Origin of the sequence: Ensifer sp. (assembly GCF_035999135.1) — a bacterium.
GTDB lineage: Bacteria > Pseudomonadota > Alphaproteobacteria > Rhizobiales > Rhizobiaceae > Ensifer.
Genome location: NZ_DASYGZ010000020.1, coordinates 16,366 through 34,423, shown reverse-complemented (window position 1 = coordinate 34,423; position 18,058 = coordinate 16,366). Strand labels below are relative to the sequence as shown.

The window sequence follows — 18,058 nt, the reverse complement described above, 5'->3', positions numbered from 1 at the left end:
CGCCGCTCAACGCGATCTTTCCGGTCAAGTTCTTGATCGAAGTTTTTACCTGCCTACAAGAAACAACGAATTGCCGGACCTCACCGTCTGTCATTTTATTTTTTCTAAAAGAAATGAATTCTACATACTTTTTAGCCTGCCTGTATGGATAATGCCTATTATCGTCACGATTCATTTGAAAAATAAGTATGGAATGCGCCATTTCGAATGCTTTAAAATAATCCCATAAGAAGCATCCATAATAGACGAGAATTTACTACGTTGTGCGGAAGCTCGCATGATTTCACCTAGCAGTTCAACAACCTGTCCGCGTATTCCAGATAATTTTCAATAGAACACCTTGTGCTGACTGGCCTAACATCAACGAGCGCCCATACACCCGCACCTTGCCGCCTCCCCCATTCCCCGCTACAACCACACGATGATCAAGACCGCGCTCATCGTTGCCACCTATTATGCGACGTCCCCATAGGGAGCGGCGCGTTTCGATCATGCCTTGAAACAAGCCGCCGTCAGGCGGCTTTGGTTTGTTCAGTGCTCCCTGGCGGCATAGCCATGGAGAGTACCGATGACACAAACAGACGATCCCATCGATGCCTTTGAGCCGCGCTCGGCGATCACCCGCACGCTGGTCGAGCGAGGGTATGTCAACCAGGTGACTGACCTTGCCGGCATCGACGGCGCCTTTGCGGCCGGGGTCGTGCCCGTTTATGCCGGCTTCGACGCGACGGCGGACAGTCTGCATGTCGGGCATCTCATGCCGATCATGGCGCTCAGGCGGATGCAGCAGGCGGGTCACAAGCCGATCGTGCTGATCGGCGGAGGCACCACGCGGATCGGCGATCCAAGTTTTCGCTCGGCGGCGCGGCCGATGCTGTCGGAGGCGGAAATCGCGGCCAATGTCGCCGGCATCCGAAAAGTGTTCGAGCGGCCGCTGACCTTCGGCGATGGGCCGACCGACGCAGTCATGGTCAACAATGCCGACTGGCTGGACCAGATGGCCTGGATCGACATGCTCCGGGACGTCGGCAAACATTTCTCCGTCAACCGCATGCTCTCCTTCGACAGCGTGAAGTCGCGGCTAGAGCAGCAGGAGAACCTCAGTTTTCTCGAATTCAACTACATGATCCTGCAGGCGGTCGATTTTCTCGAACTGTTCCGCCGCACCGGCTGCCGGCTGCAGCTCGGCGGCGGCGACCAGTGGGGCAACATCGTCGGCGGGGTCGATCTGTTGCGCCGGATCGAGGGCGCCGAGGTCTTCGGCATGACCACGCCGCTGCTCACCACCGCCTCGGGCGTCAAGATGGGCAAGACGGCGGCGGGTGCGGTCTGGGTCAATGCCGACCGCCTGTCGCCCTACGACTACTGGCAGTTCTGGCGCAACGCCGAGGATGCCGACGTCGTGCGGTTCCTGAAACTGTTCACCGAACTGCCGCTCGACGAGATCGAACGGCTCGGCCGCGCCGAGGGTGCTGCGCTCAACGCGGTGAAGGAACGGCTCGCCAACGAGGCGACGGCGCTGGTGCACGGGGCGGATGCCGCGCGGCGGGCAGAGGAAACGGCACGGCAGGCTTTTGGCGCAGGCGAAGCGGCCACGGGACTGCCGATGGTGGTGCTCAGCGAGGAAGAGAAAGCCGCGGGCATTGCGCTCACCAACCTGCTCGTGCGCGCCGGCATGGCGGCCTCGAAGAGCGCGGCACGGCGAGCGATTGCCGGTCGTGGCGTTCGGCTCGATGGCGACGTGGTGGAAGACACCGAGACGAAGGTGTCCGTCGCCGCAGGTCCGGTCCGTGTGTCGCTCGGCCGCAAGCGCCATGCGGTGGTGAGGTAGAACGGCTCGGCGGACCCAACTCTGCCGCTCTCGTGTAAGGGCCTGTCGCGGGCTTTCGGCAGCGTCGCGTCCGCGGCGCGGCCGGCGTTGCCGCCCAAGATGTGGAACGCCGCACCCGGACGACGCGTGTCTCTCGCCGCGCGGACGCGCAGCGGCTGGATCTCTGTGACGAGCACAGAGATGAGGGCGGAGATGGTTGCTGCCGCCTGGTACGAAGGAAACACCACCGAGTACATGCAGAGTTCCCTGGCACCTCTCCCCTGGGGACTGCAACGCACGATGTGTCAGCGATCTCCACAAACATCTGTCAGCTATCTCTCCGGCCTGAACATCTGTCACAGCGACGAGGGCTGATTGAGGGCTGCAGCCGCTCGGCACGAACGTAGATACCACCGCGTGCGTACAAGTGTCGCCAGATGGCCGCGTAAAGCTGGTACCGCTTGAAGCTATGCCGGACCCACCGTCAGCCCGACGGCCCTCGCCTCGGGCCGATCGGCGGCATCGGATCGCAGAATCACGGCGGTATCGGAAGACGTCCCTAGACCAGCCCAAACCGCCGTCATTCCTGTGCCTGTCACAGGAATCCAGCAGCGTCGCGTCCGCGGCGCGAAAGGAGCTGCCGCCCGACGCCTGAACGTCGCTTCGTCGCTCGGCATCTCCCGCCGTGCGGACGCACGACGGCCGCATCCCTGTGACAGGCACAGGGAAGAGGGTCGAGAGGGCTGCAACCGCTCGGCACGAAGGAAAAAAACACCACCGCGTGCGTACAGTCTCGCCCGGCAGCTCTCGCCCGGCCATGGGCTGATGAGTGCCAGCACCGCCCCCACTCGCCGTCATTCCTGTGCTCGTCACAGGAATCCAGCAGCGTCGCGTCCGCGGCGCGGGAGGAGACACCGCCGTCGCTCGGCATCTCCCGCCCCCTGTGACGAGCACAAGGAAACAGGGCGGAGCGGGTTGCGTCAGCCCGTGGCCATCTTCCAGCGGGCCGGAGTGCGGCGCTGGCACCCGCCCAACTCCAGCACCGTCACGGCAGTGGTCAGACGGCTGCCGCGACCTTCGTCTCGGGTGCTGACACATCTCCACCGAACCGCTCGCCCCATTGGCAGAGGGCCTCCGCAGCGACGTTCAGCGCGGCACCGCGCTCGGTCAGCGAATAGACCACCTTCGGCGGGATTTCCGCATAGGTCGCGCGGGCAACGAGGCCGTCGGCTTCGAGTTCGCGCAGCTGCTGCGCCAGCATCTTTTCGCTGATCTCGGGGATCGCCTGGCGCAGCCGGCCGAAACGGCGGGCGGCTTTGCCGAGCTCGCAGAGAATATCGACCTTCCACTTGCCTTCGACCGCCCTGAGCGCGGTCGCAAAACCGCAGTTTTCCATTGAACCCGTCACGTCATCCTCCCTTACGTCGCGGTAAGCGCTTACCAGCCGGTGCGTATTGCGACCCGCCGCTGCCACCTTACGTCTCAGCCGCGACGACAATCCGTCGCTCTGGCAATCGCCGCGGGCAGGCTTGAAACCGGCGTCCCGCGCCAAGGATATGGAGACTGGGAATGCAACCTGCAATCACCGTTTTGGGAACGGGACGCATGGGATCGGCACTGGCGCATGCGCTCATCAAGGCCGGGTATCCGACGACCGTGTGGAACCGCACGCCGGCAAAGGCAGCGCCGCTTGCCGCCGCAGGCGCCAAGGTCGCCGCAGACGTGCACGATGCCGTCGCCGCGTCCGAGGTCGTCGTCGTCAATGTCAGCGACTACCACGCGACCGAAGGCCTGTTGCGCAACGGCGCAATCGCCACAGCGCTCAAGGGCAAGCTCGTGATCGAATTGACCTCGGGCACTCCCGATGGCGCCCGCGAGGTGGCCGCCTGGGCAGAGCGACACGGCATCCGCCATCTCGACGGGGCGATCATGGCGACACCGGATTACATCGGCACGGAAGCCGGAACCATCCTCGTGTCCGGTCCGGCGGACGTGTTCGAGGCGGGCCGGGGCGCGCTTGGCGCGCTCGGCGGCAATATCCGGTTTATCGGCGAGGATCCGGGCCTTGCCAATGCGCTCGACAGCGCCCTGCTGGCGCTCATGTGGGGCGCCCTGTTCGGCGGGCTGCAGGCGATCGCCGTTGCGCGTGCCGAGGCGATCGACCTCGGTACGCTCGCCAAACAATGGAGCGCGACGGCGCCTGTTGTCGACGGCCTGGTCTCGGACCTGATCAAGCGCTGCGCCGCCGGGCGCTACGCCGCCGACGACGAAACGCTCTCTTCCGTCTCGCCGCATTACGGCGCCTTCCATCACCTGGTCGAGCTGATGAAGGCCCGCGGCATCGACCGGACGATCACCGACGGCTACGAGACGATCTTCCGCCGTGCGATCGACGCCGGCCACCTGCACGACGATTTCGCCTCGCTGTCCCAGTTCATGGGGCGGCCAGAGTAGGACGAGAGAACGAACGGCGCGGCGGTCGGGGGCCGCGCCACCGCAGGCGGACGGTCCGGTTATCGCGACATGAGATTGCTGTTGCCGGCAAATCCCCCGGCCTCGTCGGCGACACGGGCAGTCCGCCTGGTCGAAGCGGCGGCCGATCGCCATGGAGCAGACTTCACGCCGTCCCGTCGCGCCACGATCCTTGCGGCAAGCGCCGGGAGGCAAGCGCGCGTGGCGTGTTACTTCGCCGCCGCCCCGGCGCTTGCGGCACTTGCCGGATTGAGCACGCCGACCAAAGCCTTGCCATCGGTGAAATAGGGATCACCGCCGCCGTTGCGGCCGTTGCTGGTGGCGCCGACACCGGGTATCTCGTAGGTTTCAGCCACCTGCCCGGCCTTCTCAAGGTCGCCGATCACCAGATCGCGTTCGGCGTCGAGATCGGGGCCGATGTGGTGGGTGATCTGGCCGGTGTCATGGCTGAGGCCCACGCCGCGATCGAAGCTCGCCGAACCGAGCCAGAGCGGGCCGTTGCCCTGCCCGGCCGTCGCGGTCTGCCAGAAGCGCACATGGTTGCGCTGGTCAGCGCTGCGGCCGACTGGCTTCTCGAAGGCGAGATCCTGCTTGCGCCCCTCGTAAAACAGCGGACTGACGGGCGCATCCAGATCCGGACGATCGAGCGCGACGCTGAGGCCGATGTCGACCGACGACCGGAGCGTGACCTTGTCAGCTGCATCCCAGCCGGCAGCGGCAAAGGCGCGGATCAGCTGCTCGCGGGAGCCGACCAGACCGACATTGATCGGGTCGCCGGCAATGCCCTGCTCCGTGGATGTCACCATCGGGTTGAGCGGGACTTTCCGCCTGGAATCGCGGAAGAGCCAGAGGTCGGGGACGAGCAAATAGCTGATGGCGAGGTAGGCGGCGAGCATCGCCGCCAGAAGCAGAAAGGCTGCGCGCATCCTCAGGCGACGGCTCATGCCACTCTCCTGCGCTCCAGGCTTGACCGAAAACGCCCGACCATCGGGACAGGGCAACCATGACACCGATGGCGACGGCTGCACAGCGGCGCAGGCAATACCATACAGACAAGGTCGCGCGCGACCGCTGCCGGCTTCGCGGTGGCGGTCAGGACGGGATGCGAACGCGGCGGACGCGCTATTCGGCCGCGTGCGCCTTCACCTCCAGCGCTTCCAGCTCGTAGGAATAGCCTTCGAGCATCTCATAGGCCTGCTCGATGGTCTTGATCTGCTCGTCGGTGTTCTTGATCGCCTCGGCGATCGAGCGCGAGCGGGCGCGCAGCATCGAGCCGAGCACGTCGGTCTCCGGCCGGCGGCCGAGCCGGTCGAGATGCTTGCGCACCCGGGCGCGGTGGCGCTCAAGCTCGAGGATGTGGAAGCGGCTCTTGACGATGTCGTCGGAGAGCTTGCGGCGCATGGCGGCGACCGGATCGAAGCTGCCGGGCTCGCGCTCGTCGAGAATGAAGTCGTTGACGAGCGTTTCCAGCATCATCAGGCCCTTGAGGTCGCGCGGATCGGCGAGCTGCGGATCGTAGCCTGTATCGTCATAGACCTTGCGGCGCACGGGATCCTTGAGCAACTCATAGGCCACCTGCAGCCGCGCAAACTGGTCGGGATCGCCGCCGGAATCCGGATGCGCCGATTTCGCCGCCTTGCGATAGGCGTTGCGGATCGCCTGATTGTCGGCGTCCCGTTCCAGTCCAAGCATTTCGTAAGGGTCGATCACGCTGTCCCCTCTATGTCTGTCACTTCCGCCACCCGCTCGAGCCGGCCGGCGCACTCAAAACGCGTCATGCATCGGGCGAAGGCCCGTCCGGATCTGGCGACCATCTTACGCCGGTCCCGCCGATCCTCCATCGTCCGCTTCCGCGTCCGACGGCTCTGGCTAAACCATGCGCCGCGGAGACGGAACCAACCTTCGGTAAAACCTGCGCGTTATCCCGAAGATGTGCAAGCCTGCCCCTCCACGCAGAGTGAGAGGCCGCACGTGCTGTCGGTGCGCACGTTCGAACCGGCGAAGGACGAAATTGTGTCGACAAGCCGGCCATCCCCGGGTTTTCTTGCATCGGGCAAACGCTTGGCGGAGAAAGCGCCGGCCGCCTGCAAATCCCGCCGCGCGCCGGCCTGGCGCGGCGCACAAGGCGCTTGCCTTTTTTTGCAAATCCTGTCACTTCTTGCGCCGTTCGGGCGATTTCTATCCCGGAGACTGGACTTGCAACTGCGCCTGGCCTCGTGCCTGGACTGCCGGCAGCGGCACCGTAGACGTCTTTTCCCCGATATCGTGACCACTCGACGCCTTTCCGCTTGCAAGCGGAAGACGAGATGCCCACATCCCCCAGGGGGCGCGGGCAACGCAAATTGACTGAAGGAAAAGGACTTCTTCCATGGCCACCAAGGGCATCGTAAAATTCTTCAACCAGGACAAGGGCTTCGGCTTCATCACGCCGGATGGCGGCGCGAAGGACGTGTTCGTACACATCTCCGCCGTTCAGGCCGCTGGCCTCGCAACCCTCAAGGATGGCCAGCAGGTCACCTTCGACACCGAGCCGGATCGCATGGGCAAGGGCCCGAAGGCCGTCAACATCCAGGCTGCCTAAGCCGGATCGTCCAGTCGGACACTTATTTGGAAACGGCGCTCCGCAAGGGGCGCCGTTTTCGTTTGGGAGCCGTGGGGCGGGTTCGCGACCGCTCCACACCCTCCGTCATGCCCGGGCCTGGCCCGAGCATCCAACCCCGGGATTTCATCCAGGACGACGGACGCGCCCTTTGTAACCTTGTGAATGGATCCTCGGGTCAAGCCCGAGGATGACCGCGGGCCTCGGGTCAGGCCGAGGATGACCGGGGCCTCGGGCCAGGCCCGGGATGGGGCGTGGAGACGTTTCAGTCACGCTCCGTCAGCTGGCATTCCGCATCGCCGCAATGCCTTGGCGCAGCATCTACTCCGCCGCCTGCTTGGCCACGGTTGCCTCGAACACGGCATCGAAGGCCGCATGGATCACCTCTGGCCCTGCGCCCTGGCGGGTCGCGTCGGAGGACAGGATCTGGCGATAGCGCCGCGCGCCGGCCCAGCCCTGAAACAGGCCGACCATATGGCGCGTCACATGGTTGAGGCGACCGCCACTGGCGATATGAGCGCTCGCATAATCCGCCATGGCGTCGCGAACCCCGGACCAGAAATCGAGATCGAGGCGATGCCCACGCTCGGAAAACGCCGCTGCATCCAATGCCACCGGACCAGCGCCCGTCAGCGGATGCGGGAAGTGCCCATCGGCCGACGTCAGCATCGCGCTGTCGTGATAGGCCGCGCGGCCGAGCATGACACCATCGACATGCGGCAACTGCTGAAGGGCCTGGCTCAACGTCTGAAGACCACCGTTGATGCCGATGAAAAGATTGGGGTTTTCCTGCTTCAGCCGATGGACGAGACCGTAGTCGAGCGGCGGGATCTCGCGGTTCTCCCTGGGGCTCAGCCCCTGTAGCCAGGCCTTGCGCGCATGCACCCAGACGGCATCCGTGCCGGCGTCCACCACTTGCGACACCAGCGTGCGCAGCGCCACTTCCGGATCCTGGTCGTCGACGCCGATGCGGCACTTGACCGTCACCGGGATCTTCACCGCCGCCTTCATCGCCGAAACGCAGGCCGCCACCGTCTGCGGCTCCTGCATCAGGCAGGCGCCGAAAGTGCCCGACTGCACCCGGTCCGACGGGCAGCCGACATTCATGTTGATCTCGTCATAGCCGAAGTCCTCGGCGATCTTCGCAGCCGCCGCCATCTTGTCCGGGTCGCTGCCGCCCAGCTGCAGCGCGACCGGGTGCTCCAGGCCGTCGTAGCCGAGCAGCTTCTGCTTGTCGCCGCGCAGGATCGCGTCGGCAACGATCATCTCGGTATAGAGCAGCGTATTGAGCGACAACTGTCGGGCAAAGAAGCGATAGTGCCGGTCGGTCCAGTCGATCATGGGCGCAACGGCAAACACGGGGCCCTTGAAGTACCTGCCCGTTTCCGCCCTGTCAGCCGTTTGCGCCGTCGTCATCATGTTTCGTCAGCTCTTGCTTTCGCCCTCATCGGACCATTTCGCTGATGCGATTGCTACAATCTAGCAAAAGGTCAGGGGCCTGTCGTAAATCGATGGGCAGCGTCGTCGACGTGATTGCGCCGCAAGGGGCGGACATCGGCTGCTGCGCTGCCCCCATAACGCCAAAGGGCAAAACAGTCCAGAGCGAGGCGCCGGCTCTTGAGTGTCGGGTGCTGCCGAAACGACGGGAAAACGGCGCGACCGTTCGCGTCCAGGTCGTTTACAATTCGCAATTTTTGTTTAGTTAGGGCCGACTGCCGCAACGAGGAATTGATGTCAAATCTTGTCAACACGGTCTGGATCGGCAAGCAGCTTGGACCTGTGCATGCCGCCTGTTTGCGATCCTTTCTACGCAATGGCTACGACGTGGTGCTGCATTCGTTTGGAATGCCGGACGATGCGCCCGAAGGCGTGAGATTGTTCGACGCCAGCAAGCTGATGACCTTGCAGGAAATCGACGTTTTCCGAAAAACGAGCATGTTGGCTCTTGCTTCGGATATCTACCGCTATCGCATTCAACGCGAGAACATGGGGCTCTATGTCGACTGCGATGTATATTGCCTGAGACCCCTCGAAGAAACTGACTACGTCTTCGGCTGGGAAAGCTCCAAGCTGATCGGCAGCGCGGTTCTGAAAATTCCGTCTGAAAGCCAGCTGTTGCGAGAGCTTCTGCAAGCGTCCGAGGACCATCACTTCATTCCGCCGTGGGTACCTCCGCGCAAAAGGAACAAGATGGCGCTGCGCAAGAGGTTCGGTTTTCCGGTTCACGTCGCAGATCAGCCCTGGGGTGTCATCGGCCCGCAACTTCTGACGCATTATGCGCGCGAGCTGGGTCTGGCAGAGCAAGCATCGAGCATCGACGCGTTTTACAACCTGCATTTCGAATGCACGGGCCTGCTTTACGAACCGGGACTTTCGGTCGAGGACCTCACGACCCGGCGGTCGTCTTTTCTGCATCTGTGCAACTCGCGCCTGAAGCCGACTGGCGTTCCCGCAGGCAGCCCCATGCATGAGATCCTGACCGCGTGACGTCGGGTGGCGATTGGGAGGGTGACGTCTGTGCGTCGCCCTGCCCGTCATTCGAGCAAGGGACTTCGGCGGCACGCTTCGGGCTGCGCTGCCACGATTGACAGCGACCGGCTTACCCGAAAGGCACCACCGTCCAGCGGTAGCGGATGCTGCGCAGCAGGAACGGCGGCAGCGCTGCCGCCTGAAGGGACAGCCGCTTGACTTCGCGCCAAAGCTTCTGGTGCGGCGCGAGCTTCCGTTTGGCGCGAACGGCCATGCCCGGCGCCTTCCGGATCGTGCTTCCATGCGCCGGATCGGCGCTGTCGAGCAGGATGCCCTGGATGCAGATCGCCGGAACGAGCTGGTGAACGTTGAAGCCGGCGGGCCTTTGCACCTGGTCATCAAACATGAAGTGGTCGACCGGGCACGGCAGGGAACCATCCGAAAGCGCAAGCAGCTGCTCCGCATAGGCGCGCGAGATCACGTATCCGCCCGTGCCGACATGACACCCCCTCAATTCATGGACCGAGCGACCGGAGTCGGCAAGGATCTGTGACCGGCTGAGAAAGACCTTCTGCCGGAAGGTTTCGATCTTCAGGAGGCCCACCGCGGCCGGTATCCAGTCCGACGACGACAGGCCGCTCGCCGCATCCGGCGAGAAGAACACATCATCCTCGATGACGGCGCCATAGGCATCCGGTCCCGCGGCAATCAACTGCCAGCACTTGCGATGGCTCATGAAGCAGGCGATTTCCGCCTTGTTCATGCGCTTCCAGAGCTTTGACACGGGTTGCAGTGCCAGAACGTCGTCGCCAAGGATACGGCCATCGACGGCCGAGACCCGTTCGAAGGACAGGCCGCGCTGCGAAAACTGGCCTGTCACATGAACCAGTCGCTCGGGCGAACGATCAAGATTGATCACCAGGATGCGCATCGGGAACTTTCTGTGTCTTTCCATCGGGGCGTGCACGGGCTCGGGGCAAGAGCCTTCATGCAGGCTGTGGCCGACATCATGGCTACGAATACAAACCGGAGAAACGTCCGAAAAAATATCTTAAATCAACGGTATCAGGGACGGCTATCACGGATCTGCGGTTGTCACAACGACCAGGGCGCGAGCAATCCGCTTTGCACAACGAACGATCTCGTCACCCCGGCCGCCAGTCTGCCGCCGCCCTATTGGTTTCCATTTTGTTAAACAGAATCGCCGAATGTCCCGCATCGACATGATCGTCGTCGGAGCAAAGACATGAGCTACGATTGGAGCGGCGCACGACGCCGGCGCACAATAGCGACCATCATCGGCGCGGCATTTCTGTTGCTGGCGCTCGCAGCCACGGTTGCCGCAGCCGTCGCCAAGGGGGTGCTTTGATCGCACCCGCCCCACATCGCTGGATTGCAGCGCCGGCTTTTGCTTGCGCGCAGCCGCTGTAGAAGCCCCCGCCGGACACGCGCGCCCGCCGGATCGACGGGCTTGACGGCGCAACCGGACAGGACTAGGGCAGCTTTCCTGTATCGTTACCGGTAGCAGGAACAAGGACGAATTCCATGAAACGTGCGATTGCGGCACTCCTTACGCTTCTCTTGGCTGGGTGCCAGTCGATGGAGTTGGAAGCGCCCGAAATCGCAAAGCCCAAGCCGGTCGCCCCCTCCGTTCCCACGCTGTCGGGTGACGCGCTCCAGGCCTTTCTCGTCGGCAAGACGCTGCGCTACACACTCAATGGCGTGAACTCCACTTTCTACGCCGACGGCCGCTACGGATACCGGGATTACGAAGTGCGCGACGGCGGCAGCTACGCAATCACCGGCGACGAGGTCTGCATCACCTTCGAGGACGGCGGGCGACGCTGCGACCAGTATGCGCAGATCGGCGCTGACTATTACCGCATCGAGGAAGGCGGCCGCCGTACCAAGGTGGACCGCGTGGTGCCGGCGGCCTAGCGGCGCCGCAAGCAGCCGCGACCAGGAACACGAAACGTCCGGACGAGGCAGGATCGCCTCGGTGCGCGCGTTGTGCATGTTCGCGCTCGACACCCCGACGCCCGACCCGAGCTGACCCCTCATTCCCAAGGGGTTCAATTCGCATTCGTTCTGCCATAGTGCGCTCAACGACCGGCAGAACACGGCGTGCGGGAGGAACAGGTGGCCCCTTTGCGTGCGACACAGTGCCTGGCCCTGTCAAAGGGCGACATGGACAGGCTGCAACGCGTCTTCGATGCGCTGTGCCTCGAACAGGGATGGGCTCGCGACGGCGAACGGGCGCGCCGGCACGCCCGGATGCTGATCGACGACTATCTCGCAGGCAATACCAACGAAGGCCGCCTGCTAATAGCCGGCCGCGCCTTTGCCGAACGCTTGCAACATGATCGGTTGCTCTAACGGGCACCAGGAGCGAATTGGGAACCCTCCTCCCCGCCAGTGTCGCAGACCCAGAAGGAAGGCCCGCATGGCTGATCGTCGCCAGGTCGCGCGACGAGACATTCATAGATACTTCCAAAGATTGCAACGCGCCGTAACGGCACGGAAAAGCTGCTTACAAATGCCGACTCCTGCGCTACATTAGAGAGATCGACTGCGATTACCCCTGAGAGGAGCCAGGGGCCGGCAGTCGCAATGCGATGTTCATTGAGATGATCTCGAGGAGGAGACGCATGCAAGTCATCTGGAAACAGCCGATCGAGCTCGACTTTGTGAGCGGCGACTGCCGCACCGTCAAAGGCCCCTCAGACGCGCTCGCTTGTCTGGCAGATCATTGGCCCCGGCGTGGCCCGTTCTATGTCGCCGCCCGCAGTGCCTGCCGCGCCGCCATCGACGGGCGCCGCACGGCCGAAGAGGCGCGATCGCTGTTCATCTCGGCTGCCGAAGAGGCCGACCTGAACACCCACTGAGGCGTACCGGACGGCGCATCGACGCCGCCGCTTGGCAACAGGGCAGTCGCGCGTGCCGCCGGTTCGCGCAGGAAATGAGATTTTTTGTTTGAAACGACTTTATTGAACGACGCCGGGCCTGGGCGGTACCATTTGGTGGCTACATGCCCGAAATCTGCATCTTTTCGGCACACAATCGCCTGATCACGCATGAATTTCCCAGAAATGGTCAGATTTCTGTCGCGAAGCCTTCATTTCTCTGGCCTATATTCTGAGGTGCCTCACAAAAACCAATTTCGGAGCGTTTAGTCCCTATCAAGGGAATTTCAAAAAAAACGATATACGGGAGAGAATATATGAGCGAGAGCAATCTCTATCGCATCGTTGAAGTCACCGTGAAGCGTGAAGGTGGCCGCCGCGATATCGGCATCATGACCGTGCGCCAGGCCCTTGAGCTTCCCCAGGTTCCCAGCCTCGAATACAGCCATCCCGAGCTCAACTCGCGCTCGGATGGTCGGTTCCTGACCAGAGCCCAGTTGCAGGCCTACGCGCACTGCGCCTGACATTTGCCATAGGCGGCGCCTGACGTGGCGCCGTAATCTTGCGCGCCTGCACGGGCGCGCCCAAACCGCAAAAACCAGCCTCAAACCTTCGTCTTATTTTTCAACGGATCGATTCCGATTCGGGAATTTATGCAGTAACGTCCGGATTCTTCGCCGCTCGACCGGGACCAGACCCGGTCGAGCGGCGAATAGAACCAAACACGGCGGCCCTTCTGCCCTTCGGCCAGGCGGGCGCCCGAATCCGGACAATCATGGAAACGATCATCCCCCCTCCGCCGCCCGTCCTCTTGCCGATTTCAGGCAGCCTTGTCGGATTTCCGGTTCGCCGCGTCTATTGCGTCGGCCGCAACTACGCCGCCCATGCGATCGAAATGGGCCACGACCCCGACCGCGAGCCGCCGTTCTTCTTCCAGAAGAACCCGGACAACCTGCTCGCCGCGGGCAACAGCTTCCCCTACCCGCCGCTGACCACGGACGTGCACCACGAGGTCGAACTCGTCGTCGCTCTGAAGCGCGGTGGCAGCGAGATCGCCGTCGAGGACGCGCTGGAATGCGTGTACGGTTACGCGGTTGGTATCGACTTCACCCGGCGCGATCTGCAGGCGGAAGCCAAGAAGGCGGGCAAGCCCTGGGCCGCGGCCAAGGCCTTCGAGCATTCCGCCCCGGTCTCGGCGATCGCGCCGGCCGAAGCGATCGGTCACCCGGTCAACGGCAACATCTGGCTGAAAATCAATGGCGAGATCCGGCAGCAAGGTGATCTCGACCAGATGGTCTGGAAGGTGCCGGAGGTGATCGCCGAATTGTCGAAGCTGTTCACGCTGGCACCGGGCGACATCATCATGACCGGCACGCCCTCGGGCGTCGGGCCGGTCGTGCGCGGTGACGAAGTCACCTGCGGTGTCGATGGCGTAGCAGCGCTTGCGATCACCGTCGCCTGAGCGAAACAGCTGAGCACGCGGGCCGCCCGCGTGCTCTTCGGCCCTGAAGGGCCCAATTTGCGAAAGGACAGAATGGATGCCGCTCTACGCCCTTGGATCGCTTCGCCCTCAGACCCCGCCACCGGGCGGCTACTGGGTGGCGCCAGACGCGAATGTCATCGGCCAGGTGGAAATCGGCGCTGAGGTCGGCATCTGGTTCGGGGTGACGCTGCGCGGCGATAACGAGCCGATCCGGCTTGGCGCCCGGACCAACGTCCAGGAAAACGTCGTCATCCACGTCGACCCCGGTTACCCGGTGACGATCGGCGAAGGCTGCACCATCGGCCATGGCGCGATCATCCATGGCTGCACCATTGGCGACAATTCGCTGATCGGCATGGGGGCGACGGTGCTGAACGGCGCCAAGATCGGTCGCAACTGCCTCGTTGGCGCCAATGCGCTGGTGACGGAAGGCAAGGAATTCCCCGACAATTCGCTGATTGTCGGCGCACCCGCCAAGGCGATCCGCACGCTGGACGACGCGGCCGTCGAAGGGCTGAAGCGCTCGGCCGACCATTACGTCAAGAACTGGCGGCGCTACGCGTCGGATCTCACCCGTCTGGACTGACGCGCCCTCAGGGTTCCAGGATGCGGTTCCGTTCCGATTGGCGGCCGCGAAATTACGCGCAGCTCTGGCAATGACCGCGAATCTCGATCGTCGTCTTCTCGGTCTTGAAGTTCTGCGCCCTTGTCAGTGTCGTCAGCCGCTGCTCGATCGCCTCGTCATGGAATTCCGTCACCTGGCCGCAGCCCTCGCAGATGGTGAAGGCGGTAACGCCGTGGTCGTGCTCGTGGTCGTGCGGGCAGCTGCAGGCGACAAAGGCGTTGAGGCTCTCCAGCCGGTGGACCATGCCGTACTCGAGCAGCTTGTCGAGCGCGCGGTAGACCTGCAGCGGCGCGCGAAAGCCGTGGTCACGCAGCTTGTCGAGAATGGTGTAGGCGCTCATCGGGCCTTCGGAATGGCTGAGCGCATCCATCACCAGCGTCTGGTTCTTGGTCAGTTGCGGGTTCGCCATCAGTGGTGCCCTCCAGGCGTGGAATGGTGCGCCGCCTCAACCGGACGGCGACCGATCGGTAGCAGACTCAGAACAAAAAGCCCAACGGCTGCAACGACGATAGATGGTCCGGATGGCGTATCCCAGTGGAGCGAGCCGAAAAGTCCACCGGTAACCGCAAGCGCACCGATGACGGACGCGAGCACCGCCATCACCTCGGGCGACGTCGAGAACCGCCGCGCGGTCGCAGCCGGGATGATCAGCAGCGAGGTGATCAGGAGGATGCCGACGATCTTCATGGCGATAGCGATGACCAGCGCCATCAACAGCATGAAGAAGAGCCGCGTGCGCTCGGGCTTCAGCCCCTCGGCTTCCGCCAGCTCCGGATTGACGGTGGAGGCGAGCAGCGGCCGCCAGAGATAGACGATGGCGAAGATGACGAGAATGCCGCCACCCCAGATGATGTCGATGTCGGATTCGGAGACCGCGAGAATGTCGCCGAAGAGGAAGCCGACGAGATCGATGCGCACCCAGGTCATGAAGGCGACGATAACGAGGCCGATGGACAGCGCCGAATGGGAGAGAATGCCGAGCAGCGCATCGGTTGAAAGCGCCCCGCGGCGCTGCAGGAAGAGCAAGAGCAGCGAGACGACCGAAGCAACGATGAACACGCTCAGCATCAGGTTGAGCTCGAGAAGCAGCGACAGCGCCACGCCGAGCAGCGCCGAGTGCGCCATGGTGTCGCCGAAATAGGCCATGCGCCGCCAGATGACGAAGCAGCCGAGCGGCCCGGCCATGACGGCGATGCCGACGCCCGCGATCAGCGCGCGCACGAAGAAGTCGTCAAGCATCGCGCTTCTCCTTGACATCGTAGCCCTGCAGACGCGTGTGATGGCCGCAGCCGCAGTCCTCGCCGTGATCGTGCACGTTTTCCTCGTCGTCGTGGTGGTGGCCGTCACCCGGGTAGCAATGCTCGGTGATCGAACCGTCCGCATGCAGCACCCGGCCATCGGGCAGATGGGTGTGGTCGTGGTTGTGGCTGTAGACCGCAAGCGTGCTGGCGGCGCGCCGCCCGAAAAGCTTCTGATACTCCGGGCTCTGGCTGACGGCCTGCGGCGTGCCGCGGCAGCAGACATGACCGTTGAGGCAGACGACCGTATCGGTCTCGGCCATGACGATATGCAGGTCGTGCGAGATCAGGAGAATGCCGCAGCCGGTGCGGTTGCGGATCTGCTTGATCAGCTCATAAAGCGCGATCTCGCCGCTGAAATCGACCCCTTGCACCGGCTCGTCGAGCACGAGCAGGTCCGGCTTGCGGGCAATCGCGCGCGCAAGCAACGAGCGCTGGAACTCGCCGCCCGAAAGATGCTGGACTTCGGCTTTGGCCAGGTGCAGCACGCCGGTCGCCGACAGCGCCTCTTCGATCTCCCGACCCTTGAGCGGCCCGGTCAATGTCATCAGTCGCTCCACCGTGAGCGGCAGCGTCCAGTCGACCGAAAGCTTCTGCGGCACATAACCAACCTTCAGGCCCGGCTTGCGCTCGACATGGCCCTCGTCAGGCTTCAAGACGCCGATCGCGGTCTTCGCGGTCGTCGATTTGCCCGAGCCGTTCGGGCCGATCAGCGTGACGATCTCGCCGGGGCTGATCGAGAATTCGACGCCCCGCACCAGCCAGCGTCCGTTGCGGCGCACGCCGGCATTGCTGAGATTGACCAGCGGCAGCGTCTCTGGGGAGCGGAAATTCAGCATGGAAAAAATTCCGGATTGGGTGATTGCCACTGGCTATCGCACACGTTATAGCATAACGCAATTGATGTAATAACATTACATGACGACTTCAAGGCCATCAATGGCCTTCTGGAGCGATAGCTTTGCATGCCCGCCAGCGCCTGGTCCATGGGACCATCGGCGCCATTCAAGCCCGGAGACCCCGATGAAATCGACTTCCGCCCTGCTTTTCGCCTCCACCATGCTTCTCGTCTCGCCGGCTCTTGCAGCCTCTCCCAATGTGGTGGTTTCGATCAAGCCGATCCACTCCCTCGTCGCCTCGATCATGCAGGGCGTGGGCGAGCCGTCGCTGATCGTCGAGGGTGCCGCCTCCCCCCACACCTACAACATGAAGCCCTCCAACGCGTCCGCACTGCAGGCGGCAAAGGTGGTGTTCTGGGTCGGCCCGGGGCTTGAGGCCTTCCTCGACAAGCCACTCGATACGCTGACGACAGGCGCCAAGGTGGTCGAGCTCAGCGAAGCGCCCGGTATCGAGAAGCTGAAATTCCGCGAAGGCGGCGCGTTCGAGGCGCACGACCATGGCCATGAGGGCGAAGAGGGCGATCAGCATGCCGAGGGCGAGGCCGGGCACGATCATGCCGCGGCCCCCGAAATGGGCGCTGCCCACGATCATGGCCACGATCATCACGACCATGGCCACGGCGACACCGACCTGCACATGTGGCTCGATCCCTTGAATGCCAAGGCGATGGCAGCCCAAATCGAAAAGACGCTCGCCGAGGCCGATCCGGACAATGCCGGCGCCTACAAGGCCAATCTCGAAGCACTGAACACGCGGCTGGATGCCCTCGACGCCACGCTCAAGGAGACGGTGGCGCCGGTCAAGGACAAGCCCTTCGTCGTCTTCCATGACGCCTACCAGTATTTCGAGCACCGCTACCAGGTTCGTGTCGCCGGCTCGATCACCGTCAGCCCGGAGGTCCTGCCGGGTGCGGATCGCCTGTCGCAGATCCACGCCAAGATCAAGGAACTGGGCGCCACCTGCGTCTTTGCCGAGCCGCAGTTCGAGCCGAAGCTGATCAATGTGGTGATCGAGGGAACGCCGGCGAAATCCGGCACGCTCGACCCGGAGGCCGGGACGCTCGATGCCGGCCCCGATCTCTATTTCCAGATGATGGAAGGCATCGGCACGTCGCTGAAGGCCTGCCTTTCCTCCGCCAGCTGATCCGTCCTCCCAAGACGGTCCGGGTGGGCGCCTCCTGGCTCGGCTCTGGTGAGCGCCCGCCCCTCTCGCCGTGATTCTCGGGGCCGCCTTATTCGGAACCCTCTCACCGTCATGCTCGGGCTTGACCCGAGCATCCCTCCCCGGGCGATGGCTGATAACCGGCGATGGTTGCGCGCCTGAGGCCTGGATCCTCGGGTCAAGCCCGAGGATGACCGGAGGATAGGCCACGCGACAACGGAAAGCTCGCGACAGCGATCCGGCAGCCCGGCATTCGGCGCCACCGGACAGTCGAACGCCTATTCGCAGCCTCGCACCAGGCGAGCGATCGCGCTCGCTTTTTTTACATGCAATCGACG

20 protein-coding genes are annotated in these 18,058 nt (G+C 63.5%); 12 read left to right on the top strand and 8 right to left on the bottom strand.

The window, feature by feature from the left end:
• Positions 1-568: 568 nt before the first annotated feature.
• Positions 569-1,831 carry a tyrosine--tRNA ligase gene (gene tyrS / locus VGO12_RS01560; protein ID WP_327510989.1) on the top strand — a complete coding sequence of 421 codons (1,263 nt, stop codon included), beginning with the start codon at positions 569-571 and terminating at the stop codon, positions 1,829-1,831.
• A 1,036-nt stretch (positions 1,832-2,867) separates the two neighbouring features.
• Here the strand turns inward: tyrS and VGO12_RS01555 are convergent.
• A complete protein-coding gene (locus VGO12_RS01555; protein ID WP_327510988.1) occupies positions 2,868-3,218 on the bottom strand; it encodes a helix-turn-helix domain-containing protein in 351 nt (116 codons plus the stop codon).
• A 161-nt stretch (positions 3,219-3,379) separates the two neighbouring features.
• On the opposite strand from VGO12_RS01555, the gene VGO12_RS01550 reads away from it, so the two are divergent.
• Positions 3,380-4,264 (top strand): NAD(P)-dependent oxidoreductase, encoded by an 885-nt coding sequence (locus VGO12_RS01550; RefSeq protein ID WP_327510987.1) that lies wholly within the window; start codon positions 3,380-3,382, stop codon positions 4,262-4,264.
• 227 nt (positions 4,265-4,491) lie between these two features.
• Here the strand turns inward: VGO12_RS01550 and VGO12_RS01545 are convergent, their stop codons facing one another.
• Positions 4,492-5,226, bottom strand: coding sequence for an LssY C-terminal domain-containing protein (locus VGO12_RS01545; RefSeq protein ID WP_327510986.1), 735 nt, complete (start codon positions 5,224-5,226; stop codon positions 4,492-4,494).
• A 178-nt stretch (positions 5,227-5,404) separates the two neighbouring features.
• Positions 5,405-5,974, bottom strand: coding sequence for a DnaJ domain-containing protein (locus tag VGO12_RS01540; protein WP_327511057.1), 570 nt, complete (start codon positions 5,972-5,974; stop codon positions 5,405-5,407).
• A gap of 676 nt (positions 5,975-6,650) precedes the next feature.
• Here VGO12_RS01540 and VGO12_RS01535 point away from each other — a divergent pair.
• Entirely contained in the window at positions 6,651-6,863 is a 213-nt protein-coding gene (locus VGO12_RS01535; RefSeq protein ID WP_034788487.1) for a cold-shock protein, read from the top strand.
• Between the two features lie 339 nt (positions 6,864-7,202).
• Here the strand turns inward: VGO12_RS01535 and dusA are convergent, their stop codons facing one another.
• Entirely contained in the window at positions 7,203-8,300 is a 1,098-nt protein-coding gene (gene dusA, locus VGO12_RS01530; RefSeq protein ID WP_414650655.1) for a tRNA dihydrouridine(20/20a) synthase DusA, read from the bottom strand.
• Between the two features lie 405 nt (positions 8,301-8,705).
• On the opposite strand from dusA, the gene VGO12_RS01525 reads away from it, so the two are divergent.
• Complete coding sequence (locus tag VGO12_RS01525; RefSeq protein WP_327510985.1) at positions 8,706-9,368, top strand: hypothetical protein; 663 nt, start codon at positions 8,706-8,708, stop codon at positions 9,366-9,368.
• Positions 9,369-9,480: 112 nt separating this feature from the next.
• Here the strand turns inward: VGO12_RS01525 and VGO12_RS01520 are convergent, their stop codons facing one another.
• A complete protein-coding gene (locus VGO12_RS01520; protein ID WP_327510984.1) occupies positions 9,481-10,305 on the bottom strand; it encodes a glycosyltransferase family 25 protein in 825 nt (274 codons plus the stop codon).
• Between the two features lie 291 nt (positions 10,306-10,596).
• Between VGO12_RS01520 and VGO12_RS01515 the strand changes: the two genes are divergently transcribed.
• From VGO12_RS01515 to VGO12_RS01485, 7 genes are all read left to right on the top strand, one after another.
• Positions 10,597-10,719, top strand: coding sequence for a hypothetical protein (locus VGO12_RS01515; protein ID WP_327510983.1), 123 nt, complete (start codon positions 10,597-10,599; stop codon positions 10,717-10,719).
• A gap of 176 nt (positions 10,720-10,895) precedes the next feature.
• Positions 10,896-11,288: a hypothetical protein gene (locus tag VGO12_RS01510; RefSeq protein WP_327510982.1), complete on the top strand. Its 393-nt coding sequence runs from the start codon at positions 10,896-10,898 to the stop codon at positions 11,286-11,288.
• Between the two features lie 201 nt (positions 11,289-11,489).
• Positions 11,490-11,726: a hypothetical protein gene (locus tag VGO12_RS01505; RefSeq protein ID WP_327510981.1), complete on the top strand. Its 237-nt coding sequence runs from the start codon at positions 11,490-11,492 to the stop codon at positions 11,724-11,726.
• Between the two features lie 272 nt (positions 11,727-11,998).
• Complete coding sequence (locus VGO12_RS01500; protein ID WP_327510980.1) at positions 11,999-12,235, top strand: DUF982 domain-containing protein; 237 nt, start codon at positions 11,999-12,001, stop codon at positions 12,233-12,235.
• 335 nt (positions 12,236-12,570) lie between these two features.
• On the top strand, positions 12,571-12,777 hold the full coding sequence (locus VGO12_RS01495) for a hypothetical protein (protein WP_327495934.1): 207 nt from the start codon (positions 12,571-12,573) through the stop codon (positions 12,775-12,777).
• Positions 12,778-13,028: 251 nt separating this feature from the next.
• Positions 13,029-13,715, top strand: a complete 687-nt coding sequence (locus tag VGO12_RS01490; RefSeq protein ID WP_327510979.1) for a fumarylacetoacetate hydrolase family protein — start codon at positions 13,029-13,031, stop codon at positions 13,713-13,715.
• A 76-nt stretch (positions 13,716-13,791) separates the two neighbouring features.
• Positions 13,792-14,322 carry a gamma carbonic anhydrase family protein gene (locus VGO12_RS01485; RefSeq protein WP_327510978.1) on the top strand — a complete coding sequence of 177 codons (531 nt, stop codon included), beginning with the start codon at positions 13,792-13,794 and terminating at the stop codon, positions 14,320-14,322.
• Positions 14,323-14,374: 52 nt separating this feature from the next.
• Here VGO12_RS01485 and VGO12_RS01480 read toward each other — a convergent pair whose 3' ends face one another.
• The 3 genes from VGO12_RS01480 to VGO12_RS01470 are packed head-to-tail and all read right to left on the bottom strand — an operon-like array spanning position 14,375 to position 16,498.
• Positions 14,375-14,770 carry a Fur family transcriptional regulator gene (locus tag VGO12_RS01480; RefSeq protein ID WP_327510977.1) on the bottom strand — a complete coding sequence of 132 codons (396 nt, stop codon included), beginning with the start codon at positions 14,768-14,770 and terminating at the stop codon, positions 14,375-14,377.
• Positions 14,770-15,600: a zinc ABC transporter permease subunit ZnuB gene (gene znuB, locus VGO12_RS01475; RefSeq protein ID WP_327510976.1), complete on the bottom strand. Its 831-nt coding sequence runs from the start codon at positions 15,598-15,600 to the stop codon at positions 14,770-14,772. Before znuB ends, VGO12_RS01480 begins: the two co-directional genes overlap by 1 nt.
• Entirely contained in the window at positions 15,593-16,498 is a 906-nt protein-coding gene (locus VGO12_RS01470; protein WP_327510975.1) for an ATP-binding cassette domain-containing protein, read from the bottom strand. The genes znuB and VGO12_RS01470 overlap by 8 nt, the downstream gene beginning before the upstream one ends.
• A 184-nt stretch (positions 16,499-16,682) precedes the next feature.
• Between VGO12_RS01470 and znuA the strand changes: the two genes are divergently transcribed.
• Positions 16,683-17,702 carry a zinc ABC transporter substrate-binding protein ZnuA gene (znuA, locus tag VGO12_RS01465; RefSeq protein ID WP_327510974.1) on the top strand — a complete coding sequence of 340 codons (1,020 nt, stop codon included), beginning with the start codon at positions 16,683-16,685 and terminating at the stop codon, positions 17,700-17,702.
• Positions 17,703-18,058 lie beyond the last annotated feature (356 nt).